Source organism: Chryseobacterium sp. JAH (assembly GCF_001507335.1).
Taxonomy (GTDB): domain Bacteria; phylum Bacteroidota; class Bacteroidia; order Flavobacteriales; family Weeksellaceae; genus Chryseobacterium.
The window spans coordinates 513,755-537,151 of record NZ_LMAH01000001.1; the positions used below are offsets into that span (position 1 = coordinate 513,755).

The 23,397-nt window shown below is 34.7% G+C and carries 20 protein-coding genes and 2 tRNA genes; 8 read left to right on the plus strand and 14 right to left on the minus strand.

The genetic code is table 11. The features are described 5' to 3' along the window. Positions 1-11: 11 nt before the first annotated feature. Both AR685_RS02445 and AR685_RS02450 read right to left on the minus strand, forming a co-directional pair. Positions 12-2,021 carry a M56 family metallopeptidase gene (locus tag AR685_RS02445; protein ID WP_059123607.1) on the minus strand — a complete coding sequence of 670 codons (2,010 nt, stop codon included), beginning with the start codon at positions 2,019-2,021 and terminating at the stop codon, positions 12-14. Position 2,022: 1 nt separating this feature from the next. Next, complete coding sequence (locus AR685_RS02450) at positions 2,023-2,388, minus strand: BlaI/MecI/CopY family transcriptional regulator (protein WP_047444300.1); 366 nt, start codon at positions 2,386-2,388, stop codon at positions 2,023-2,025. A 321-nt stretch (positions 2,389-2,709) separates the two neighbouring features. Between AR685_RS02450 and AR685_RS02455 the strand changes: the two genes are divergently transcribed. After that, on the plus strand, positions 2,710-3,279 hold the full coding sequence (locus AR685_RS02455; protein WP_047444302.1) for a hypothetical protein: 570 nt from the start codon (positions 2,710-2,712) through the stop codon (positions 3,277-3,279). Positions 3,280-3,327: 48 nt separating this feature from the next. On the opposite strand, the gene AR685_RS02460 is transcribed toward AR685_RS02455, so the two are convergent. From AR685_RS02460 to AR685_RS02470, 3 genes are all read right to left on the minus strand, one after another. After that, on the minus strand, positions 3,328-3,726 hold the full coding sequence (locus tag AR685_RS02460) for a hypothetical protein (RefSeq protein WP_059123608.1): 399 nt from the start codon (positions 3,724-3,726) through the stop codon (positions 3,328-3,330). A 243-nt stretch (positions 3,727-3,969) separates the two neighbouring features. After that, a tRNA-Met gene (locus AR685_RS02465) sits at positions 3,970-4,045 on the minus strand. Between the two features lie 40 nt (positions 4,046-4,085). Next, a tRNA-Met gene (locus tag AR685_RS02470) sits at positions 4,086-4,158 on the minus strand. A 99-nt stretch (positions 4,159-4,257) separates the two neighbouring features. On the opposite strand from AR685_RS02470, the gene AR685_RS02475 reads away from it, so the two are divergent. The 5 genes from AR685_RS02475 to AR685_RS02495 are packed head-to-tail and all read left to right on the plus strand — an operon-like array spanning position 4,258 to position 7,550. Continuing rightward, entirely contained in the window at positions 4,258-4,869 is a 612-nt protein-coding gene (locus AR685_RS02475; RefSeq protein WP_047446433.1) for an L-threonylcarbamoyladenylate synthase, read from the plus strand. Between the two features lie 12 nt (positions 4,870-4,881). Beyond that, complete coding sequence (locus AR685_RS02480; protein ID WP_059123609.1) at positions 4,882-5,589, plus strand: CPBP family intramembrane glutamic endopeptidase; 708 nt, start codon at positions 4,882-4,884, stop codon at positions 5,587-5,589. Then, complete coding sequence (yaaA, locus tag AR685_RS02485) at positions 5,586-6,344, plus strand: peroxide stress protein YaaA (RefSeq protein ID WP_047446428.1); 759 nt, start codon at positions 5,586-5,588, stop codon at positions 6,342-6,344. The genes AR685_RS02480 and yaaA overlap by 4 nt, the downstream gene beginning before the upstream one ends. After that, positions 6,345-7,196 carry a peptide chain release factor N(5)-glutamine methyltransferase gene (prmC, locus tag AR685_RS02490; protein ID WP_047446426.1) on the plus strand — a complete coding sequence of 284 codons (852 nt, stop codon included), beginning with the start codon at positions 6,345-6,347 and terminating at the stop codon, positions 7,194-7,196. Positions 7,197-7,202: 6 nt separating this feature from the next. Next, positions 7,203-7,550 (plus strand): DUF4180 domain-containing protein, encoded by a 348-nt coding sequence (locus AR685_RS02495; RefSeq protein WP_047446423.1) that lies wholly within the window; start codon positions 7,203-7,205, stop codon positions 7,548-7,550. Between the two features lie 350 nt (positions 7,551-7,900). Here AR685_RS02495 and AR685_RS02500 read toward each other — a convergent pair whose 3' ends face one another. The 3 genes from AR685_RS02500 to AR685_RS02510 form a co-directional block, all read right to left on the minus strand. After that, the gene (locus tag AR685_RS02500; protein WP_059123610.1) at positions 7,901-8,542 is read right to left on the minus strand and encodes a rhomboid family intramembrane serine protease; all 642 of its coding nucleotides are present in this window, start codon (positions 8,540-8,542) and stop codon (positions 7,901-7,903) included. Positions 8,543-8,553: 11 nt separating this feature from the next. Beyond that, a complete protein-coding gene (locus AR685_RS02505; RefSeq protein WP_082671878.1) occupies positions 8,554-11,136 on the minus strand; it encodes a DNA gyrase/topoisomerase IV subunit A in 2,583 nt (860 codons plus the stop codon). Between the two features lie 170 nt (positions 11,137-11,306). After that, positions 11,307-13,196 (minus strand): DNA topoisomerase IV subunit B, encoded by a 1,890-nt coding sequence (locus AR685_RS02510; protein ID WP_059123611.1) that lies wholly within the window; start codon positions 13,194-13,196, stop codon positions 11,307-11,309. A gap of 190 nt (positions 13,197-13,386) precedes the next feature. On the opposite strand from AR685_RS02510, the gene AR685_RS02515 reads away from it, so the two are divergent. Next, a complete protein-coding gene (locus tag AR685_RS02515) occupies positions 13,387-14,535 on the plus strand; it encodes a methionine aminotransferase (RefSeq protein WP_059123771.1) in 1,149 nt (382 codons plus the stop codon). A 90-nt stretch (positions 14,536-14,625) separates the two neighbouring features. Here the strand turns inward: AR685_RS02515 and AR685_RS02520 are convergent, their stop codons facing one another. Both AR685_RS02520 and AR685_RS02525 read right to left on the minus strand, forming a co-directional pair. Beyond that, entirely contained in the window at positions 14,626-15,387 is a 762-nt protein-coding gene (locus AR685_RS02520; protein WP_059123612.1) for an SDR family NAD(P)-dependent oxidoreductase, read from the minus strand. Positions 15,388-15,473: 86 nt separating this feature from the next. Further along, positions 15,474-16,412 (minus strand): helix-turn-helix domain-containing protein, encoded by a 939-nt coding sequence (locus AR685_RS02525; protein WP_047446414.1) that lies wholly within the window; start codon positions 16,410-16,412, stop codon positions 15,474-15,476. Between the two features lie 130 nt (positions 16,413-16,542). Here AR685_RS02525 and AR685_RS02530 point away from each other — a divergent pair, with 130 nt between their 5' ends. After that, positions 16,543-17,412 (plus strand): hypothetical protein, encoded by an 870-nt coding sequence (locus tag AR685_RS02530; protein ID WP_131777588.1) that lies wholly within the window; start codon positions 16,543-16,545, stop codon positions 17,410-17,412. A gap of 102 nt (positions 17,413-17,514) precedes the next feature. Here the strand turns inward: AR685_RS02530 and ychF are convergent, their stop codons facing one another. The 4 genes from ychF to typA all read right to left on the minus strand — a co-directional run bounded on the left by ychF (position 17,515) and on the right by typA (position 23,175). Then, entirely contained in the window at positions 17,515-18,606 is a 1,092-nt protein-coding gene (ychF, locus tag AR685_RS02535; protein ID WP_059123614.1) for a redox-regulated ATPase YchF, read from the minus strand. Between the two features lie 196 nt (positions 18,607-18,802). After that, on the minus strand, positions 18,803-19,354 hold the full coding sequence (locus AR685_RS02540; protein WP_059123615.1) for a ferritin: 552 nt from the start codon (positions 19,352-19,354) through the stop codon (positions 18,803-18,805). Between the two features lie 295 nt (positions 19,355-19,649). Next, entirely contained in the window at positions 19,650-21,251 is a 1,602-nt protein-coding gene (locus AR685_RS02545) for a family 10 glycosylhydrolase (RefSeq protein WP_059123616.1), read from the minus strand. A 115-nt stretch (positions 21,252-21,366) separates the two neighbouring features. Next, the gene (gene typA / locus AR685_RS02550) at positions 21,367-23,175 is read right to left on the minus strand and encodes a translational GTPase TypA (RefSeq protein ID WP_047446404.1); all 1,809 of its coding nucleotides are present in this window, start codon (positions 23,173-23,175) and stop codon (positions 21,367-21,369) included. Positions 23,176-23,397 lie beyond the last annotated feature (222 nt).

The following is a 23,397-nucleotide window of genomic DNA, read 5'->3' on the forward strand; positions in this document are numbered from 1 at the left end:
ATTTTAGGTACTTATTTTGTTTTCACATGAATTTCACCAACATTTTTTCCGCTATCATTAGATCTTTTGATATTTATCGAAGCTATCTTACTAGGATTAAGCGCATTCATTTCAATCTTTGAAACGGGCTTTCCATCAATGTAGATTTTAGTATCATTATCAAAATCAGTTTTTACGAGATTTTTAAATCCATCTTTTTGGTATGTTTTTGCAATAGCGACGGCTTTTTCATTTATTTTATCTCCATCAACAGAACTTGACTTGAATGAATATCTCACATCTGGCTTCACATGAGCACCCATTCCAATAATCCACGGATTTCCCTGCATTTTTATCTGTTCCTTAGTAATTTCAGCTTTCTTTCTTGCAATGTCAGCTTGTTTTTCAGAAAGATTGGCTTTTTCTTTTGCCAGTTTCTCAAGTTTACGAATTTCTTTTTTAGATAAATTTGTACGATTGATTGCACTGTATGTTGCTACACCTGTATATCCACGGGCAGGTTTTGGAGCATTTGGAGCATTTGGTGGCATTGGAGGAGTTGGCGGTATTCGGAAATCCCCGTCTGAAAAAACCTCATTTCCATTAATGTATAATCTGTTTGCTTTACCAAACTTATTTTTAAGATCTGAATTGTTCTTAATTTTCTCTTTTAGTGCTTTAATTTTCTCTTCACTTAATCCTGAGTTCTCCTTGAAATCTTTAGAATCAAACACCTTCTCAATATCAAGTTCTATATCTGATAATCTAAGTCCTTGAACATTTATTGCCTCAGCAGGCTTACTTTTATCAGTTTTTAATTTATAGAAATAACTGTTGCCGTTCGGAGAAACATTACTCCACTCTAAATCATATACACTATCATCTTCTACGATTTTATCCATTTCACTGGAAAGCTGTTTTAACTCTTTTGCTTTCAATTCAAATTCATAGCTGCTATCGCCTTTTTCTTTGGCAATTTTCTTGAGTTCTGCAGCTTTTTCTTTTGATTTTTCACTTAATGTTTTCAGCTTTTCAGCCTGAATTTTTAATGCTTCATTGGCTTTAGAAATTTTAGCTTCCTGTCTTTGTACCATCTGATCTATATCATTTTTAGGAGAAATGGTATCTTTTTTAATTTCAGAAACTGCTTTTTCTATCTCAATATTGGTTTCTGCAATCTCTTTATTTTTTGCATTCACCATGTAAGCGAAAGCAACTGTAAATAACACCGGTAATGCAAAAATTCTACGCGCATAACCGAATTTGGTCTGTGGTTTTTGAATCATTTTAAGTCTTTTTTTAAGGTTTGAACTTAGAAACGGACTGGTCGCTGGCAACTCTTTTCCGGAAAAGTGGCTGGCTAATAGCATCTGCGCAAATGCTTTGGTGTCCGATTGTTTGACGGCTTTTTTATCAGCCAGATATTCGTGTATTAAGCTTATTTCTTTTTTGATAATATGAAAGAACGGATTGAACCAGAAAACTGCGGTCATGATTTCAATAAAAATCTTATCATATGAATGTTTCTGCTCAATATGAACCATTTCATGCTTTAAAATCTGTTTTCCGATATCTGAATTGATCACAATGGTATTCTTCCAAAAAAGATTTTTGAAATAAGAAAATGGTGCTTCTGAAAGGTTGGTCTGATAAAAATTGACCCCTTCAAAAGTTTCTTTTTGAAACTGCTTTTTAAACTGTGTAATCTTTAAAACTCCGTAAATCAGCTTTCCTAAAAAATAGAAAGACACCAATCCCAAAGCTGAAAAAACAATTCTAAAATAAATGTAATCATGATCTGCTGTTTTGTTTGTGTTTAAATTCTGTAATTTGTTAATTAGCAAATAAATATTATTACTGACTTCAATTGTAAAATCTTCTACCTTTATTAAAGGAAGAAAAATGGAGACCATCATCGCAACCAGAAGATAAAATCTGTTATAATGATGAAACGTCTTGTCTTTAAGAGACAACTGATAATACAAAAATAGTACACCCGAACAGATGATTACTTTTCCGATATATAAAATCAGTGCTTCCATCTTAGTCTTTCTTTTTAAGTTCGTTGAGTAACATTTCAAGATCTTCAACGGTCATCTCATTTTTTTCAACTAAAAACGAAACGGCACTTTTGTAAGAACCTTTAAAATAATTTTTCACAAGACTCTTCATTGTCTTCCCAGAATATTGCTCTTTCGAAACCAAAGGAAAATACTCGTGCTGTCTTCCATATATATTATAGTCAACAAATTCTTTTTCCTTCAAAACCTTTAAAATGGTAGAAACAGTATTCGTATGCGGTTTCGGTTCCGGAAAAAGATCAAGCAGATCTTTCAGAAAACCTTTATCGAGTTTCCATAAATACTGCATTACCTGCTCCTCCGCCTTTGTTAAGTTTTGAATCTTCATAGCTTTCTTATCTCATTTTTACCAACGATTTTAATATCACTAGTAAATTAGTTATACAAATGTAGAAATTAAATTCATTCGAACAACTATTTTTTTAGTGATAAAGGATTAAATCGTATAAACTACTGATTATCAGTATTATATTTTTTACTAAAATATGTTAAATTTTCAATCGCAGCTATTTTACCACTACTTATTTAGCATCAATCAAACGGATAAATCGAAAATTTCATAAAACTTGTTAAAATTTATTAAATAAAATTAAAATCTACTTGCTTAAACTGAGAAAATATATTTATTTTAGTGCTTTAAAAATTTCTCATGAAAAGATATAATCTATTACCTGTTTTATTATTGTTTATTTTTAGCTTAACATCGGCTCAGATGTCATCAGTGTTCGGATCAGTGACCGAAGCAAAATCAAAAATAGAAGCTACAGTTCCTGTTGTTCTAGAACATCTCAAAAAAGTCAGTGAAAAACAAGGGAATACAACTGTTTTAGATAACGGAAAAGTCGCTTTAAAAAACGAATACGATAAAGTTTCTCAAGAATTTGATCTTTACAAAGGAAATATGGCAAGCTGTATTTTAGGAAAATCTAAACTGACTAAGAAGTGTATGAACTATCACACCCAATACTTTAGAAATACATTAGGCATTTATGAAAACTACATTACCTACGTTACCAAAAAGAACGGTTATCTGGGTGTAGCGGATGACAGTGTAAAACTAGATTTCAAACCAACAGAGATTGCTACAAAAATTGACAAAGATTTCTCGGGAGCAGTAGGCGCTGTGAAAAAAATGAAAGGAGACAACAAATCAACTTACTTCGAACAGTTAAAATCTGATGATTACAAACTTCAGAACTTTGACACTCTGGTTAACTAAAAAAAATCCCGCTTCCTTAAAGCGGGATTTTTTTTTACATAATGAAATCTAACTGACGATATATTCAGAAATCACAGGCTGGTCTCTAATCTCATCCCAAGCTAATTTCCAGTCCTCTTGTACATCCATATCAATTTTCTGGTCTCTCATCTCAGCAACATATCTTACTTTAAAATAAACAGCAAAATGGTTTTCAGGCATTTCTGTTATTTTAATATCTGAAACGTGATGCTTTGTATTTGCCAAAAGATTCTTTTTAGATTCTGTAAACCAGTCGCTAAATCCTTTGTGTCCCGTAAACAAATCATTTCCAGGGAATTTCATTTTGACATCTTCTGACAGGTACTGAAGAAAGAAGCTGTTTTCATCTAACTGATCAAAATGTTCAAACCATTTTTCCATAAATGTTTTAATTTTTTCAACAGTTATTTGTTGTAAATTTTCCATAAAATTTTATTTAAGTATCTTTTTTGAATAATTTTAAATCTCTTTTTTAGTTTAAAATCATTTAAATACTTCAATTATTTTACCATTTCTTAAAAAATTAAGCTCACAACAAATCTTTTACGATTTTTTAACAGACTACCATCTATTCTCAGCAGATCAGAGATTTTAAAAAGGAGGTTTTTTAAATCATAATCTCTGATAATTTAACAAAAAAAAGGAGAACTACTTTCGTAATTCTCCTATTGGTAGCGGGAACCGGACTCGAACCGATGACCTCCGGGTTATGAGCCCGACGAGCTACCTACTGCTCTATCCCGCGGTGTATCTTTAGAGTGCTTACCGAAAGCACTTCAACTTAGTAGCGGGAACCGGACTCGAACCGATGACCTCCGGGTTATGAGCCCGACGAGCTACCTACTGCTCTATCCCGCGATATTGGATTGCAAATGTACGAATATATTTTAACATTACAAATATTTCTTTTAAATACGGTACTTTCACTCATAATTTAAATATTTGTATCTTTGTTATATGGCAAAAATATTAAAGATTTATCCAGACAATCCTCAGGAAAACCTTATCAACGAGGTTATTAAAACCCTGAATAATGGTGGACTGATTATTTACCCATCCGATACGGTTTACGCACTGGGCTGCAATATTTTTGATATTAAGGCCATGGAAAAGCTGGCTCAGATTAAAAAACAGAAACTTGATAAGGCAAAATTCTCCATTATATGTAACGATTTAAGCCATCTTTCAGATTTCACAAGACCCATCGACACTTCTGTTTTCAGGTTTTTAAAAAGTCATCTTCCCGGCCCTTTTACTTTTATTCTTGAGGCAAATAAAAACTTGCCTTTAGCTTATAAAAACCATAAGACAGTAGGAATCCGTGTTCCGGATCATTCCATTCCGCAATTGATCGTTGAAAAACTGGGTCATCCTATTGCATCAACTTCTATTAAAGATGAAGACGAAATCATAGAGTATTCTACCGACCCAGAACTAATTGCCGAAAAATATGACCATCTTGTGGATATTGTCATCGACTCAGGATATGGGGATAATGTAGCTTCCACTATTGTAGATTTGACTTCAGGTGAGCCCGAAATCATCAGACAGGGAAAAGGAGAAATTTAGAAGTATATTTGTATGAGTCTCAACGGAAAATACGCTGTAGGCATTGCACTTACTTTTATACTGCTTGTCTTGTTTATGCTTTATTCAATTCCTCTAATCAACCTATATTTCAATTCAAGAATCTTAACGGCTGAACTTTTTTTCTATAACAGACTGTCTCTCTGGATACTTCTTCTTTTGATACTGTTTTACAATTTTTTCATAGAAAACAGATCATTCATTATCTGGGAAGATAAAAAATACCCTCTTACTTTTTACATCGGCGCTGTCCTGTTTCTTTATCTGATCTGCGCGTTTGGTGGAGCATTTTTGAATGCAGCCATTATGTACTTAAGCGGAGAAAAAATAAGCAAAAGACTCTTAGAATTTAAAATTTTATTCGGTAACAATTATTTCCTTATCATCTTCACATGTCTTACCGCAGGTGTCATCGAAGAACTACTGATGAGAGCTTACATCCAGCCGAGAATTGAAAAAATATACAACAGTCCGGTTGCCGGCATTGTGGTTTCGGCATTATTATTCGGAATCTTACACAGTACTTATGGAACAATCGGACAGATAGTTATACCATTTTTTATCGGGATTGTTTTTGCTTTATTTTATAAAAAATATTCCAACATTAAAATTTTAATCATCTGCCATTTTCTGATCGACTTTATCTCAATCATGGCAATGAATTTTATTGATGTTAAACACTTATCTTTATTAAATTTATGAAAATCATAACCTCCCCTGCAAAATTGATGAACACCGAAAACTCAACAGATTTGTTGAGGAGCACAAGCCCCAAATTCATTGATGATGCAGAATTCATCCATTCATTCTTAAAACAAAAATCTCCAAAATATCTCTCCGAACTTATGGAAATTTCGTCAAAACTGGCCGATGAAAATTGGGAGAGAAATCAAAAATGGAAACCAAAACCAACAGCAAAAAATGCTGCCCCTGCGATGTATGCCTTTACCGGAGAAGTTTACAGAGGTTTGGATGCAAAATCTTTAGATAAAAAAGCTGTGGATTATTTGCAGAAAAATTACAGAATGCTTTCCGGATTATATGGTTTACTAAGACCTTCCGACAAAGTAATGCTGTACCGATTGGAGATGGGAAGACCGTTCGAATTTGATGAATATAAAAATCTCTATTCTTTCTGGACCGAAAAAGTGACTGAACAACTCAATTCGGAGATGAAAAAAAATGAAATTCTTCTGAATCTAGCAAGCAATGAATACTTTAAAGTCATCGATCGTAAGAAACTTAATCATAAAGTCATTGATTTTGAATTTTATGAATTGAGAGAAGGAAAACTGAAAACTATCGTTGTTTACACCAAACATGCAAGAGGTTTGGTCGTAAGATTCTGCGCAGAAAACAACGTAAAAACACTGAATGACGTAAAAGCTTTCAACTACGAAGGTTATAGAATTGACGAAGAAAAATCGACGGATACAAAACTCGTTTTCTCAAGATAAATGACAATCTCAGAATTAAAAAAATACTTTAAAACAGAACTTTCAGAATTATATACAGATTCTGAAACAGACTTTCTATATTCAGTTTTTATTGAAAAAATTTCAGGTTTAAATCAAATTCAACAAAGGATGATGTCTGATCAACAATTATCAGATGTCAACGAAAATCAATTTCAAAATATTCTTTCTGAATTGAAAACCGGAAAACCTTACCAACACATTTTGGGTGAAACGGAATTTTACGGAATGATTTTTTTCGTGAATGAAAACGTCTTAATTCCACGTCCAGAAACGGAAGAATTGCTCGAAATAGCAATCAGTAAAATTCAAAATTCAGCATCAAAAATTAATGGTTTAAAGATTTTAGACATTGGAACAGGAAGCGGTGTTATTCCTTTGGTTTTAAAAAAACATTTTCCAAATGCTGAAATTTCGTCTATTGATTTTTCGGAGAAAGCTTTGGAAGTTGCAAAAAGAAATGCAGAATTTCATCAGCTCGAAGTTAATTTTATTCATTCAGATTATCTGAATTTTAATTTGAATGAAACCTATGATGTTATTATTTCAAACCCGCCCTATATTGGTATCGAAGAAGAAATAGACATTGAAGATTCTGTAAAGGGGTTTGAACCGACAATGGCTCTTTTTTCGCCAACATCAGATGCTTTGATTTTTTATAAAAAGATTGCAGAAGATTCCATAAAATTTTTAAATAAGAATGGACTTTTATTTTTGGAAATCAATCAGAAATTAGGTCAGGAAACTCTGGAATTGTATCAGGGACTTTTCTCACATGTAGAGTTAGCAAAAGATTTAAGTGAAAATGACCGTTTTATTTTTGGTCTAAAATAAGGTAAGATGGAAATCAAAAGTCACACATTTCATGAGATCAATATTGCTGAACTAATTTCAGATGAACTGATTATTAAATCAGAACAGGATGGTTTAGATCTGTTGGGAAACCTTTATTATCAAGGTTTTGACAAGGTTATTCTCCATGAGAAAAACATCATCCCTGAATTTTTTGATCTCAAAACAGGTCTTGCCGGAGAAATTTTACAGAAATTCTCCAATTACAGAATAAGTCTTGCCATTATTGGAAATTTTGAAAAATATCAAAGTAAAAGCCTAAAACAATTTATTCTCGAAAGCAATAAAACTCAGCATATTAATTTTGTTGAAAATTTATATGATGCTCTGAAGTAATTTAAATATAATTTATTTCTTGTTTCAGAAAATGTAATAGCATCTGAAAATTGCTTTTTCTGTTTGCAAATAATTCTAATAATTCTGCCGCTCAATATAAGGAATTGAGATCAGTTCCTCGCTTAGTTTTTCTTCTAAAGGATAAATCCCCTTTTGCTTCAGAGAATAATTTGCAATAAAATAATTATTGCCAAAAAGGGAGAAAAAGTTATTTACAATCAGTAATTTTAAATCTAAAAGAAGGACTGGTAAGCTAAAAAAACAGCAAAACCAATGAACTGTGAACTAAGGATAACAGTTAAGTTATTTAATTCTGTGTACATTGGTTTTGTTATTTTAAAATTACAATCTTAACCGATTCTTTTTTTAATGAATATTTCGTAAGATAAATAGAGAAGTGGTAAAGACATTGCACCCAAGTAAAGGATATTACTCATTGCCAATTGCGGATGCATGGTAATTGAATAAATCAGTCCAAAGAATGCACCGCCCAAATGGGCAGCATGTCCCAAATTATCCCATTGTTTTGGGTTTAACATCATATAAACAGAATATCCGAAATACAGTGTTCCGAAAAGCCATCCCGGTAAAAAGTTTACACGGATCTCATTGGGTACCATTGCTATCGCCGCAAAAATTACACCTGAAACTGCACCAGAAGCACCAATTGCAGAATACCAAGGTTGTTTTTTGTAAATAAAAAGACTAAATAAATTACCCAGAAACATTGAGGTAAAGTAGATAATTAAAAATCCTATCTCTCCAAAAAACTGGATTACAGCCCCTTGAAACAAAAAAAGAGAAAACATATTGAAAAATAAATGCATAAAATCAGCATGCAAAAATCCTGAACTGATTAATCTTACATATTCCTTTCTGTTGTTTATCGCTGCAACATTAAATTTATATTTTTCAAACATCGCTATATTATTCAGCCCGAAATAGCTGATAATACATGTTATGGCAATAATGATGATAACAATAATACTCATAGTTTCTTTTTTTAATTCTCCGTATTTCCTCCTTCAAACAAATCACCGATAGTACCACCATCATCATCCACCGATGGAGTAAAATCTGGTTCTTCATAAACTTCCGGCTCTTCTTCTTCCGGTTCAGGAATGGTAATATTGATGTTTTTTACTTTAAATTTGGTAAACTGATTTCCGATCGCCTTAATCCCTTTGATACCGATGAATTCATCGATATTTACAGTTTCAGGATCACGTTCTTTACCTTTATCTTTTGCGAAAATAATTTCTGCAGTAGTACCGTTTGAAACCAGAATTCTTTCAATAAAAGACTTCGGATGTTCAGACGGCATAAAGGTCTGTGCGTTGCTTGTGTTTTCGAGCAAAAATCTTTTGATAAAATAGATATCTTTTTCGCCGTCATAGTAAATACAAGTAATCGGCTGTTGTGGTCGCCACTTTTCAAGAATGATATATTCGTCGTCAAAGCGATTACCCAGATCAAAGCTGATTAGTTTTGCTTCACCATGCGAATTAATGGTCAGAATTTTATCATCACCTTTGAAACTTCCCAATAAAGTTCCTCTCACATCAGCATTCAGACGTCTTACGGTATCATCAAACCAGATTTTTCTCGGGGCCAGTGTAGAAACACCTTCTTCTTTCAAATCTACTTTTTTGACTGAATATTTGGTCACTAAATTTCCTTTAGAATCACGTCCTTTGATTCCTATTTCAGAGAAATCAATATCCATCTTGTTTTTTCTGATTCTTGGATTCGGTTTTAACAGAACTGTTACAGTTTCTGCTTCCCCATTAGGATTTGCCGAAAAATAAAGGGTTTCAGAACCTTTTATATCTGAGGCTAAACGATAATCTGTATTTCTCGTCACACCGGTTACGGAAAAACGCTTCATGTAGTAGGGCCCCTGCATTCCTTCACGGTAAATCATGTTGTACACCGTACGCTTGTCATTTTTCTTCCAAATGGCAACATGCAGAATATCTTTTCCGATGAACGTTTTGGCTTCTACTTTTACCACTTTCATGCTTCCGTCTTTTCGGAAAGTGATGATGTCGTCAATATCCGAACAATCAAACAAAAACTGGTCTTTTTTCAGTGAAGTTCCTACGAAACCTTCTTCAAAATTGGCATAAAATTTTTCATTGGCAACAGCTACTTTAGAGGCATCGATGGTATCGAAAATTCTTAATTCTGTTTTACGTTCTCTGCCTTTTCCGTATTTCTTCTGAATATTTAAATAATAATCAATTGCATAGGCAATAAGATTCCCCAAATGATGGCGTACCTGCTCTATCTTGCCTTCTAATGCAGCGATATTTTCTTTAAATTTATCTAAGTCGAATCTTGAAATTCTTTTAATTCTAATTTCAGTCAGTCTCAGGATATCTTCTTCTGTAACCTCTCTTAAAAGATGCGCCGTGTGAGGTTTTAATCCTTCCGCAATGGTTGTTAATACATCTTCCCAGCTTTTAACCTCTTCAATATCGTGATAAATTCTGTTTTCGATAAAAATCCTTTCCAGAGAAGAAAAATGCCAGCTTTCCTGTAATTCATTCAGCTCAATTTCCAATTCTTTTTTCAGCAACGAAACCGTATGGTCGGTATTCATTCTCAAAATTTCAGAAACATTGAGGAACATCGGTTTATCACCGACAATTACGCACGCATTGGGAGATATCGTAACCTGGCAGTCGGTAAATGCATACAAAGCATCAATCGTTTTGTCAGGCGACACTTCATTGTGAAGATAGATTAGAATCTCAACTTTATCTGAAGTGTTATCTTCAATTTTTTTAATTTTAATTTTTCCTTTTTCATTGGCTTTAATGATTGAATCAATCAAATCACCAGTATTTTTAGAAAAAGGAAGCTCAGAAATCATCAGAGTATGTTTATCAACCTGAGAAATCTTGGCTCTGGCTCGTACTTTCCCACCTCTGTGGCCGTCATTGTACTCTGAAACATCAAGAAAACCTGCCGTAAGAAAATCAGGAAAAAGCTCAAATCTTTTGCCTTTTAAATATGCAACAGATGCATTAATTAACTCATTAAAGTTATGCGGAAGAATTTTTGTAGAAAGCCCTACTCCAATTCCTTCAACACCCTGTGCCAAAAGCAACGGGAATTTTACAGGTAAATCTACAGGCTCGTTATTTCTTCCGTCATAAGATTTAGACCACACTGTAGTTTTAGGGTTGAAAACGACTTCCAGGGCGAAAGGTGTAAGCCTTGCTTCAATATATCTCGCTGCCGCAGCAGAATCTCCCGTGTAAATATTTCCCCAGTTTCCCTGAGTATCAATCAGTAATTCTCTTTGTCCGATTCCAACCATTGCATCGGTAATCGACGCATCACCGTGAGGGTGATATTTCATTGTATTTCCGACGATATTGGCCACTTTGTTGTATCTACCGTCCTCAAGCTCACGCATTGAGTGCATAATTCTACGCTGAACAGGCTTAAAACCATCATACACAGAAGGAATGGCTCTATCTAAAATTACATAAGATGCATAATCCAGAAACCAGTCTTTATACAGTCCTGAAACCTTTTTTAAGCTTTCGCCTTCGTGCGAGTTGTCTTCTATCATTGCTTTCTTAGTGTCTTCTTTCTTTATTTGTTTTTATCACTTTAATAAGCGAAAATTTTGAGTCGTTACTATTTTTGTTAAATAATATTTCTTATTTAAGCATGAGAATAAATTGAAAAATTATATAAGATGTTATTCTCTTTACCGGATCTCATTTGTTTTATCGATCTCTATAAAATTCCCTCTGCTTCACTTACAATTTCTTTATCGCTAATATTAGAATCCTCAACAACCAGATTTTCAAGGATAAAAACCTGTCTGTCGGGAGTATTTTTTCCCATATAAAATTCTAACAACTGCTCAATAGTTTGATCTTTCCCCAGTACAACGGGTTCTAGACGGATATCTTTCCCAATGAAATTTTTAAATTCGTCCGGTGAAATTTCTCCCAAACCTTTAAATCTCGTGATCTCAGGGTTTTTCCCCAACTCATTTAAAGCCTTTACCCTTTCCAGTTCAGAATAGCAATATCTCGTTTCTTTCTTATTTCTTACTCTGAATAATGGAGTCTGAAGTATATATAAATGTCCGTTTTTAATGACATCTGGGAAAAACTGAAGGAAAAACGTAATCATCAGAAGTCTGATGTGCATACCGTCTACATCGGCATCGGTAGCAATAATCACTTGGTTATATCTTAAATCTTCAAGACTTTCTTCAATATTCAAAGCCGCCTGCAGAAGGTTGAATTCTTCATTTTCATACACCACTTTTTTCGTCAAACCATAACAGTTCAGAGGTTTACCTTTCAAAGAAAATACAGCCTGCGTTTCTACATCTCTTGATTTTGTGATAGATCCTGATGCAGAATCTCCTTCGGTAATGAAAATCTGTGTTTCAGCTTTTCTTTCTGCCTTCTGATCGTTGTAATGCTGTCTGCAGTCACGAAGTTTTTTATTGTGAAGCGAAACTTTTTTAGCTCTTTCTCTCGCCAATTTCTGAATTCCTGAAAGTTCTTTTCTTTCTCTTTCCGAGATTAAAATTTTTCTCTGTATCGCTTCAGCAATCTCAGGATTTTTATGCAGGAAATTATCTAATTTGCTTTTTAAGAAATCAATAATGAAAATTCTTACCGTCGGACCATTCGGGCCGATATCATTGGAACCTAATTTTGTTTTCGTCTGAGATTCAAAAACGGGTTCTTCTACATTAATTGAAATTGCTGCAACAATAGACTTTCTGATGTCTGATGCGTCAAAATTCTTATTAAAAAATTCACGGATGGTTTTCACATACGCTTCGCGGAAAGCATTCAAATGCGTACCACCCTGCGTTGTATTCTGTCCGTTTACGAATGAAAAGTAAGTTTCTGTCTGAGATTTATCGGTATGCGTTACCGCCAGTTCGATGTCATTATCTCTCAAATGAACAATCGGATACAGTACATCATTTTCCAGTTCTTCTTCTAACAAATCTTTAAGACCGTTTTCAGAATAAAAAGTTTCGCCGTTAAAAAGAATTTTCAATCCGGGATTCAGATAAGAATAGTTGCGGAGCATTCTTTCGATATACTCTTTTCTAAATTTAAAATGAAGAAAAATATCAGCATCCGGTACAAAAGAAATTTCTGTTCCGTTTCTGTCTGACGTATCTTTTTCGGCGTGATCTTCGGTGATGATTCCTCTTGAGAACTCAGCCATTTTCATCTTCCCTTCACGGAAAGATCGTACACGGAAATAATCAGAAAGTGCATTTACCGCTTTTGTTCCGACACCATTTAGACCCACTGATTTTTTGAAGGCTTTGCTGTCGTATTTACCACCGGTATTCATTTTTGAAACTGCATCCACTACTTTACCTAACGGAATTCCACGACCAAAATCTCGAATCGTAACTTTTCCGTCGTCGACTTTTATTTCAATTCTCTTACCGGATTTCATTCTGAACTCATCAATCGAGTTATCGAGAATTTCTTTAAGTAAAATATAGATTCCATCATCCGCAGACGAGCCATCTCCCAACTTCCCGATGTACATACCGGGACGTAAACGAATATGCTCCTGCCAATCGAGGGTTCTGATGTTATCTTCGGAATATACAGGGTTTATTTCTTGTGACATAGATTATTTCAGCAAACATACAAAAGTACGGAATCAAACAAAAATATCCGAATATTTTAACTCATTTTTTACTATTATTTCTCATAAAAAAGCGGTTTTATTTTTTTAATTATAAAACAAATTTCAATAATACAATATCATTAAATTTGAAAAAATGCAGTACATTCGGACTAAGCAAAAAATCCAGTTCATGATACATCTTCCTTTTTCTAAACTTTCTAATGTAGGAACCACCATTTTTAGTCAGATGACACAGTTAGCCAATGAAAATGAGGCCATCAATTTATCACAGGGATTTCCTGATTTTATGCCTGATTCAGAATTGTTGGATCATGTTAATCATTTTATTCAAAAAGGTTTTAACCAATACGCTCCTATGGGAGGAATGATTGGGTTGAAGGAAGAAATTGCAAGAAAAATAGAGAACAGCCATCAGGCGGTGTACCATCCTGATTCAGAAATCACCATTACCGCAGGCGGAACTCAGGCTATTTTCACCACGATTGCCACGTTCGTAAAAAAAGATGATGAAGTCATAATTTTCGAACCTGCTTATGACTGCTACGAACCAACGGTTGAACTGTTCGGAGGAATTGTAAAACGATTTGAAATGAAAGCTCCCAATTATGAAATTGATTGGAATGTAGTGAAAAATTTGGTTTCAGAAAAAACGAAAATGATTATTCTGAACAATCCGAACAATCCATCAGGCAGGATTTTAAAGGAAAATGATATTCAGGAATTAATTAAGATTGTGAAAGATACTTCCATACTGATTTTGAGTGATGAAGTCTATGAAAATATCGTTTTTGACGGAAAAGAACATTTAAGCATCTGTAAATATCCAGAACTGAAAGAAAGAAGTCTTTTGGTTGCATCTTTCGGTAAACTTTTCCATGTGACAGGTTGGAAAATCGGATATTGTGCCGCTCCCAAAGCTTTAACAGATGAATTCAGAAAAATTCACCAGTTCAATGTATTTTCTGTCAACACACCGATTCAAATGGCTTTGGCTGAATATATGAAAAATGATGAGCATTATTTTGGGTTAAATCAATTTTTTCAGGAAAAAAGAGACTTTTTAAGAGAAGGATTAGCGCAAACTTCATTTGAATTGCTCGATTGTGAAGGATCGTATTTTCAGGCTTTGAAGTTTGATAAAATTTCAGACAAACTAGATTTTGACTTTGCAAAAGAATTAACGGTTACCCATAAAGTAGCGAGTGTTCCGTTCTCATCTTTCTATAAAAATAAACTGAGTGAAAATGTAATCAGATTGTGCTTTGCCAAGAAGCAGGAAACTCTTGAAAGAGCGATTGAAAATTTGGCCAAGTTGTAAAAAATAAATCTCTCGCAGATTCAGCAAATCGAGCAGATTTTTATTTGATCTGCGTAGTCCACTCAATCTGCGAGAGAAAAAATATTTTATTTAAAAGAACATTCCACCTGAAGCTTCAATTCTCTGCGCTGTAATCCAACGAGCATCTTCAGTACACAAAAAAGCTACTACTCCACCGATATCATCCGGCAAGCCGGCTCTTCCTAAAGCTGTATTTCCGGCAATCATTGCGTTGATATTTTCATCATCCCTCGTTCTTCCACCACCAAAATCGGTTTCAATAGCTCCCGGAGCAACCACGTTCACTTTTATTTTTCTTGATCCCAATTCTTTAGCCATATATTTTGTCAACATTTCAACTCCGGCTTTCATAGAACCATACACTGATGATCCCGGCAATGCAAATCTTGCCAATCCTGAAGAAATATTAATAATTCCGCCACCATCGTTCAAGAATGGCAAAAATTTCTGCGTTAGAAAGAATACCCCTTTAAAATGAATATTGAACATATCTTCTACCTGCTCTTCAGTAGTTTCCATGATCGGAGAATACAAAGCAGTTCCTGCATTATTGATCAGATAATCAATGTTTCCGCTTTGCATATTTTCTTTTAAATGATTATTTACATTGTTAATAAAAGCGTCAAAACTTTTAATATCTCTCGTATCTAACTGAAAAGCTGCCGCATTCCTTCCCAAAGCTTTAATTTCATTTACGACGTTTTCAGCTTCTTCTTTATTGCTATGATAGGTAATAATGACATCCAAACCTTTCTCAGCAATTTTCAATGCTGAATTTTTTCCTAAGCCACGGCTTGCGCCTGTTACTAATGCTATTTTAACTGTATTCATTTTTGGTATTTTTTGTTAGGACAAAGTTCAGCTGTTCTCATGCAAATATGGTTGCTTCAATCAATCTAAAATTTGCAAAATTCAAATCATGAGCGAAATTCAAGAGGCGCAAATGAAGTTTTTCGTTTGAAGAAATTAGAAAAATGAGCAATTTCTTCAAAACCTAATGCGTAGGAAATTTCAGACACATTCCACTTGGTTTGTTTTAATAAGATCTTAGCTTCCTGAATGATTCGATCTGCAATAAATTCAGTCGTTGTTTTTCCTGTGCTTTCTTTTAAATTTTTATTTAAATAATTCACGTGAATTGCCAATCTGTCTGCGTAATCTTTAGCTACCTTCAGCTGAATTCTCTGATCGGGAGACTCAATCGGAAACTGTCTTTCCAGCAGTTCAATAAACAGAGATACTACACGGTGGGATGCATTTTGCGAAGTTGAAGTTTTGGCCGCGGGTTGTAATTTTTGGCCGTAATGAATCAGTTCAAAAACATAATTACGGATCAGGTCATATTTAAAAGCATACTCAGAATCAATCTCTTTTTTGATTTTTGAAAACAGAAATTCAATTTCATCAGCAAGCTCATCATCAATTTCAAAGACTGGAATTGCTCCCGGTTGAAACAAAGGCAAATCTTCCAAAACATGCTGTGATGAATTTTTAGTGAAAAAATCAGCAGTAAAAACGCAGAAACTTCCTTTCTGATCTGCATCTTCAGGAACATAATGATATGGAACTTTTGGGGTTGCAAAAAGCAGCGCATTCTTTTTTATCGAAATCACTTTGTCTGCATATTCTGCTCTGTTTTTTCCTCTGATCAGACTTATTTTATAGTATTTCCTCCTGTTGTAAGGCATTTCGGAATTTTTTTTGACATTAGCGATTGTTTGGGCAATATCAAAAACATTAAAATGACCAATATCTTTATGAAGACCTTTTGGAAATATGCTTTCCAAATCTTTACCAAGCAACTGTGCCATATCACCATAAAAATCTTCTAAAGAAGCATGAGCTATTTTTTCCATGATAGGGAATTTGTATAAATCAAATATAGCGAGTTTTCGAACATCATTTTTAAATTTAAATGAAAAATACCCCTTTTGGGTAATTGACCGATCTTGATATTATCTCTAATTTTGATCAAAACTAATAACTATGAAACCTCAAACATTACAATTGTTCTTCACAATTCTGTCATCATGCTTTGCTCTGATGTTTGCACAATCTAGCTTTAAAGACAAAAATCTACAATTTGTAGAAGAAATTGCATCAGTAAGTCAAAACGACATCAAAAGCTATATGAAGAAAAAAGGATTTTCACTAGAAGATTCTGATAACAAGTTTAACTCAAAATTATTTGCGTTCACGAACTCGTCTGATCAAAATGCTGTGATTGGATACACTGATGCCGGGAAATTATACAGCGTATATCTTAGCGTGAAAGAAAATATTTCTGCTGCAGAATCTGAATTGAAAAGTCAGCAATTCAAAGAAGAAGATGATCTTTTTAAGAAAAGCAGTTATAAATATTCTTTTAGTACTTATAAATCTACAGATGGAAACTCTTTGACATTATTTACAGATGAAATCAACACAGTAAAGCCGTCGAAAAATGACCGTTTGGTAACCGTTGACAGATTAAAAGAAGTACTGGGGCAAAATAATAAATCTGTACAAAAAATATTAGTCCAGAAAAAATATTTTCATGATGAAAGTTTAGATGATGAGGAAGATGGGCGAAGTGAAGAAGTTTTTATAGACATCGATTATGAAACAGAAATCGTGGTAACCTACAAAAGCGGAAAATCTTTTATCGTGGAAACAGATAACATCACTGAAGAAGATTATAATAATGTACTGCAATGGTTGAAATCTAATAGAAATGAAAAAATGGAGACTGAAAGAGCTTTTCTCAAATCAAGAGATTCGTGGGATATTCTAAATGGCGATTACACTGTATTTCTCTCGTATGAAAATGAACCCAACTTCAAACCTTCTAAAATCACTTTGCGTAAAAACGACTAAGATAGAATTAAAGTCAAGATCTATATAATTTTAACAAAGCAAAAGCGCTCCCAAAATTCATGGAAGCGCTCTTTAAAATACTATAACTAACTTTTAATACTTTTAAACATTAAATCTGAAGTGCATAATATCACCGTCTTGTACGATGTATTCTTTTCCTTCAACAGAAAGCTTTCCAGCTTCTTTTACTTTAGCTTCTGTACCGTAGCTTACGTAATCATTGTACTTGATTACTTCTGCACGGATGAATCCTTTCTCAAAATCTGTGTGAATAACTCCTGCAGCTTGAGGAGCCGTCCAGCCTTGTCCGATCGTCCAAGCTCTTACTTCTTTCACTCCAGCGGTAAAATACGTTTGAAGTTTCAATAGATCGTAAGCTTTTCTGATCAAACGGTTAACTCCAGGTTCAGTTAAGCCTAATTCTTCCAGGAAAATTTCTCTCTCTTCGAAAGTATCCAATTCGTTGATATCAGCTTCTATCTGAGCCGCCAGTACCACTACTTCAGCATTTTCTTTCTGAGCCATCTCTTCGATCTTGGCAATCCATTCGTTTCCGTTTTTGATAGAATTTTCATCTACATTACAAACGTAAAGAACTGGTTTGTTCGTCAACAACTGAACATCTGATATAATTGATGCTGCAAAATCATCCATCGGGAATTCTCTTGCATTTTTTCCGTCTTCGATAAATTTTTCAAGATTGTGAAGAGTTTCATAAGTCAAAATATCTTCTTTCTTACCAGACTTGAAGAATTTTTTAGCTTTCTCAACTGCTTTTCCCACAGTTTCCAAATCTTTCAACTGAAGCTCGATGTCGATAATTTCTTTATCTCTCATCGGGTCTACAGAACCTTCAACGTGGATGATATTTCCGTTTTCGAAACATCTTAAAACATGAATAATCGCCTCGCACTCTCTAATGTTGGCCAAAAACTGATTTCCTAAACCTTCACCTTTGCTCGCTCCTTTTACCAAACCGGCAATATCAACGATCTCTACAACAGCTGGCAAAACTCTTTCAGGGTTTACAAGTTTTTCAAGCTCAAATAATCTCTGATCCGGCACTGAAACTGTTCCTAAGTTAGGCTCAATCGTACAGAAAGGATAATTGGCTGATTGCGCTTTAGCATTGCTTAAGCAGTTAAAAAGAGTTGATTTACCTACGTTCGGTAAGCCTACGATTCCACACTTCATAACGAAATTTTATTTTATTAATGTTATGCAACCTTCCGGTAACATATTTTATATCGCTTTTGGCAATTGGCTTTGCGCTTTTTGCTTATTACAAATAAAGGTGTGCAAAGATAGTAATTTTAGGGTGATTTTCATAATAAAAAAATCTGCCAAGTAAATGACAGATTTTCAGAAATAATATTTTATCGTTGTGTTTTTATGGGTTTGCTCCTGTAGCGTTTTGCGCAAGCTCTGCATCATCCGGAAGTGTTTCCAATGTTTTATCTAGTGTGAACAGAGATTCGTCGCTTGCTCTGTCTCCACCGGCAATTTTTAATTTATCAATTAAATTCATTGCAAATGTTTCTTCCTCGATTTGTTCTTTTACAAACCACTGTAGGAAATTCCATGAAGCCCAGTCTTTTTCTTCGAAAGCAATGTTTACCAAATTGTAAATTGCTGTTGTATTGTCTACCTCATGTTTAAAAACTAAATCAAAACAGTCCGTTAAACTTGTTGGCTCCTGACCTGGCGAAGATAACGCAGTAATTGTTGGTTTTCCTCCTCTGTTGAGTACATACTGCATAAATTTCACGGCATGATCTCTTTCCTCCTGAGCATGACGGAAAAGAAAGTTTGAAATTCCACCATACCCTTTGTCTGCAGCCCATATTCCGTAAGAAAAATAAACTCTTGACTGTAAATCTTCGGTATTCATCTGGTCGCTTAGCGCTTGCTCCAGTCTTGGTGAAAGTCTGTTGGTATTCATAATGTATATTTTTTAGTGTTTGTTATTTAAATGATACAAAAATGATTCCGATAGCGCACGACCACTTTTTAAATGATTTTTGAATTATTTAATTTATTACTATTCAATGTATTAACAAAATAATTTATAGTGAGTCTAAAATAGAAAAGCCAGCTCTATATTTTGAGCTGACTTTGAATTACCTTTTTGTTGAACTATTAAGTTCTATTTAATTGATAAGATTATTAAGAGATTCTTCATTACACTTCGGTTCATTCAGAATAACAGCAAAAATTACTCAAATCCTCCCCCAATTCTATTTTACTTTCTTCGCCATATAGTCACTTTCATTCCCCAATCGGTCAATCGCTTTGATGGCAATCGCATTAAGGATTTTGCCATCTTTGCTTTTTGGAATTTCTTTTGAAAGGTTTTCGAGAGTTAAGATTTCAGTTTCCCAAACTCCATTGTATTGTGTGAAAAGTACCCATTGGAAAACATTTCCAATATTTTTTGCACTCCAGCTTGTCTGAATAGTAATTCCATTATCGTTTGTAAATAAAGTCGGTTTTTCTAATGGAATTGATTTAATCCATGGACTTTTCGGAGTCAAGGCTCTATCTTTATACGGTCCGTTTTTCAAAGTCGGGAGCATATTTGAGTTTTTCGTTAAACCCGCAATACTCCAATGGATTTCGCCGGCGTCGTTTGCCAGAATCTGTCTAGTCAATTCAACCTGGTTTTTTATTTCTGTCGGACGGTCTGACACTTTAATTTCAACCGTATTCAGTCCTGGCCAAAGATGACGGTTCATGGTGTTTTCAGATTTCCACCAGTTTAAAAGGGCATTGAAAGACTGACCTTTTGATTCAATCGGCCAGTATAACTGAGGCGAGAAATAATCTACCCAGCCTTTATTGAGCCATAACTTGGCATCAGCGTACAATTCGTCATACTGCGAAGATCCCACCACACCTTCAGGAAACCCGGGTTTCCAAATCCCAAAAGGACTGATCCCGAAACGGACGTGGTTTTTCTCGGCGTGAATTTCCTTATAAATTCTTTCCACAAACTGATTCACCTGATCTCTTCTCCAATCGGCTCTCGAAAGTGTGCCGCCCGAACTTAAATATTTATTCCAACTCGCATTATCGGGAAAATCTGCCCCTCTGTTATAGGTTGCATAGGGATAAAAATAATCATCAAAATGAATGGCATCCAGATCATATCGCTTCACCAAATCTTTGACGACATTTGAAACATGTCCTTGTGTTCTGGGATCCGCAGGATCAAACCAGTACATCCCATTTTTTAACTTAACGGTAATTTCCGACAGTTTATTCACCATCGATTGATTAGAAACAGCTCCGCCGTTAGAATGATGCGCCCTGTAAGGATTTAACCAAACATGAAGCTCCATTCCCCTTTTATGGGATTCTTCAATCCAAAACTGCAAAGGATCATAGTTCGGATAAGGAGGTTCACCTGTTTTCCCGGTGAGGAAGTAAGACCAAGGTTCTAACTCACTTGTATACAAAGCATCTGCCGACGGACGGGCCTGAAAAATCACTGCATTAAAATTGTTTTCCTGAAGCATATTCAACATACTGATGGCTTCAGCTTTCTGCTGATCAACCGATAAATTATTTCTTGAGGGCCAGTTGATATTGGCTACACTTGCAACCCATGCACCACGAAATTCACGATTGATAGCAGGAAGATTCACTTTAAAATCTTCTTCCACAGTTTTTGGAACTATGGGATTGTTAATCACTAAAGAATCAGCAGGCTTAGCTTTTAATTTTGTCTCCTTATATGTATTTTTAGATGTGGCCGTACTTTTCTTTACAGCACACGCACTGCTGAATGAGGCGAAAAAGCCCAGCAACACTATCATTTTTATTTTATCAATCTTCATTTTTTGACAGACTATTTAATTATGATTTTAAAAATTCAAGATAACAAAATTTATTATATTTCCATAAAAAAGCCTCGAAAATCGAGGCCTTTTATTAATATATTTTAGAATGAAATTAAGCTTTCGCTCCTCTCTCAATTCTTTTTCTTTCTTCTTCAGAAAGTACTTTCTTTCTCATTCTGATAAAGTTTGGAGTCACCTCGATCGCTTCGTCAGACTGGATGTACTCCATACATTCTTCAAGAGAGAACAAGATTTTTGGTGCTACACCTGTATCTTTATCTTTACCTGAAGCTCTCATGTTATTCAACTGCTTAGCTTCAACGATGTTTACAACTAAATCTCCCGGCTTATTTTGCTCACCGATCACCATACCTGCATAGATCTCCTCGCCCGGATCAACATAGAACTTACCTCTATCTTGTAATTTAGCAATAGAATATTCTGTAGCCGGCCCTTGAGTTTTGCTGATCAATACTCCGTTGCTTCTTCCAGGAATCGCACCTTTGAAAGGCTTGTATTCTGTGAAACGGTGTGCCATAATAGCTTCACCAGCAGTAGCAGTCAACATCTGAGAACGCAATCCGATCAAACCTCTAGAAGGAATTTCGAATTCTAAGTGCTGCATTTCACCTTTAGTTTCCATAATGTGAAGATCACCTTTTCTCTGAGTTGCCAGATCGATTACTCTTGAAGCAAATTCTTCAGGAACATCTACAACTAAAGACTCATAAGGCTCCAGTTTTTGTCCGTTTTCATCTTCTCTCAAGATAACCTGTGGCTGTCCGATGGTCATTTCATACCCTTCTCTTCTCATTGTTTCAATTAAAACTGATAAGTGAAGAATACCTCTACCGAATACCAAGAATGTATTTGCATCACCAGTCTGCTCAACTCTCAATGCTAAGTTTTTCTCTAATTCTTTAGTCAATCTTTCTTTCAGGTGGTTTGAAGTAACAAACTTACCGTCTTTACCAAAGAAAGGTGAATTGTTGATTGAGAACGTCATGTTCAACGTAGGCTCATCAATTGAAGTTCTTGGCAATGGCTCAGGATTTTCAAGATCTACGAAAGAATCTCCAATCTGGAAAGCATCGAAACCTACTACAGCACAGATATCCCCAGCTTTTACTTCAGAAACTTTTTTCTTTCCAAGACCTTCGAAAACGTACAATTCTTTTACTTTTCCTTTCAGTATTTTACCGTCAGCTTGCGCCAAACCGATCCATTGAGATTCTTTGATTTCACCTCTGATTACTTTCCCAATTGCAATTCTTCCTAAGAAAGAAGAGAAATCTAGAGAAACAATCTGCATCTGCAAGTTACCTTCCTCCACTTTAGGCTCAGGTACATATTGTAAGATCCCGTCTAATAATGGGAAAATGTTTTCAGTTTCTTCTAATGAAGTGTTGAACCAACCTTGTTTAGAAGAACCGTAGAATGTTGGGAAATCCAACTGCTCCTCAGTAGCTTCAAGATTAAAGAACAAATCAAATACCTGATCGTGAACTTCTTCAGGACGACAGTTTGGTTTATCAACTTTATTGATAACTACCAAAGGTCTAAGACCTAATTCCAAAGCTTTCTGCAATACGAATCTTGTCTGAGGCATTGGTCCTTCGAACGCATCTACCAACAAGATTACACCGTCTGCCATTTTAAGAACTCTCTCTACCTCACCACCGAAATCGGCGTGACCAGGAGTGTCGATAACGTTGATTTTAACGTCTTTATAGGTAACAGAAATATTTTTTGACAAAATGGTAATCCCCCTTTCTCTTTCAAGATCGTTGTTATCCATTATTAATTCTCCACTTTCCTGATTTTCTCTGAAAATGTTTGTAGCATGAATAATCTTATCAACCAAAGTAGTTTTACCGTGGTCAACGTGTGCGATAATCGCAATATTTCTAATGTTTTGCATGAATGATTTTTACGGGTGCGAAATTAGTGATTTTTAATGAATTAACCATAAAAACTTTTATTAATTAACAAATTCATAATGAGAAAGCTGTGATTCTGACATGAGTAATGAGTAATAAATAATGGGTAATAAATAGTTGTTTCAGTACATTAATATTGAGGATTTCCGATTTTTTTTTAAAATATATAGGCTGAAAATAGTTTCGCGACAGCTTTGATGCTT

Bases quoted from the DNA above. Each gene is read 5' to 3' on its own strand.
- AR685_RS02445 (WP_059123607.1), bottom strand. From the start codon at position 2,021: ATGGAAGCACTGATTTTATATATCGGAAAAGTAATCATCTGTTCGGGT.
- AR685_RS02450 (WP_047444300.1), bottom strand. From the start codon at position 2,388: ATGAAGATTCAAAACTTAACAAAGGCGGAGGAGCAGGTAATGCAGTAT.
- AR685_RS02455 (WP_047444302.1), top strand. From the start codon at position 2,710: ATGAAAAGATATAATCTATTACCTGTTTTATTATTGTTTATTTTTAGC.
- AR685_RS02460 (WP_059123608.1), bottom strand. From the start codon at position 3,726: ATGGAAAATTTACAACAAATAACTGTTGAAAAAATTAAAACATTTATG.
- AR685_RS02475 (WP_047446433.1), top strand. From the start codon at position 4,258: ATGGCAAAAATATTAAAGATTTATCCAGACAATCCTCAGGAAAACCTT.
- AR685_RS02480 (WP_059123609.1), top strand. From the start codon at position 4,882: ATGAGTCTCAACGGAAAATACGCTGTAGGCATTGCACTTACTTTTATA.
- yaaA (WP_047446428.1), top strand. From the start codon at position 5,586: ATGAAAATCATAACCTCCCCTGCAAAATTGATGAACACCGAAAACTCA.
- prmC (WP_047446426.1), top strand. From the start codon at position 6,345: ATGACAATCTCAGAATTAAAAAAATACTTTAAAACAGAACTTTCAGAA.
- AR685_RS02495 (WP_047446423.1), top strand. From the start codon at position 7,203: ATGGAAATCAAAAGTCACACATTTCATGAGATCAATATTGCTGAACTA.
- AR685_RS02500 (WP_059123610.1), bottom strand. From the start codon at position 8,542: ATGAGTATTATTGTTATCATCATTATTGCCATAACATGTATTATCAGC.
- AR685_RS02505 (WP_082671878.1), bottom strand. From the start codon at position 11,136: ATGATAGAAGACAACTCGCACGAAGGCGAAAGCTTAAAAAAGGTTTCA.
- AR685_RS02510 (WP_059123611.1), bottom strand. From the start codon at position 13,196: ATGTCACAAGAAATAAACCCTGTATATTCCGAAGATAACATCAGAACC.
- AR685_RS02515 (WP_059123771.1), top strand. From the start codon at position 13,387: ATGATACATCTTCCTTTTTCTAAACTTTCTAATGTAGGAACCACCATT.
- AR685_RS02520 (WP_059123612.1), bottom strand. From the start codon at position 15,387: ATGAATACAGTTAAAATAGCATTAGTAACAGGCGCAAGCCGTGGCTTA.
- AR685_RS02525 (WP_047446414.1), bottom strand. From the start codon at position 16,412: ATGGAAAAAATAGCTCATGCTTCTTTAGAAGATTTTTATGGTGATATG.
- AR685_RS02530 (WP_131777588.1), top strand. From the start codon at position 16,543: ATGAAACCTCAAACATTACAATTGTTCTTCACAATTCTGTCATCATGC.
- ychF (WP_059123614.1), bottom strand. From the start codon at position 18,606: ATGAAGTGTGGAATCGTAGGCTTACCGAACGTAGGTAAATCAACTCTT.
- AR685_RS02540 (WP_059123615.1), bottom strand. From the start codon at position 19,354: ATGAATACCAACAGACTTTCACCAAGACTGGAGCAAGCGCTAAGCGAC.
- AR685_RS02545 (WP_059123616.1), bottom strand. From the start codon at position 21,251: ATGAAGATTGATAAAATAAAAATGATAGTGTTGCTGGGCTTTTTCGCC.
- typA (WP_047446404.1), bottom strand. From the start codon at position 23,175: ATGCAAAACATTAGAAATATTGCGATTATCGCACACGTTGACCACGGT.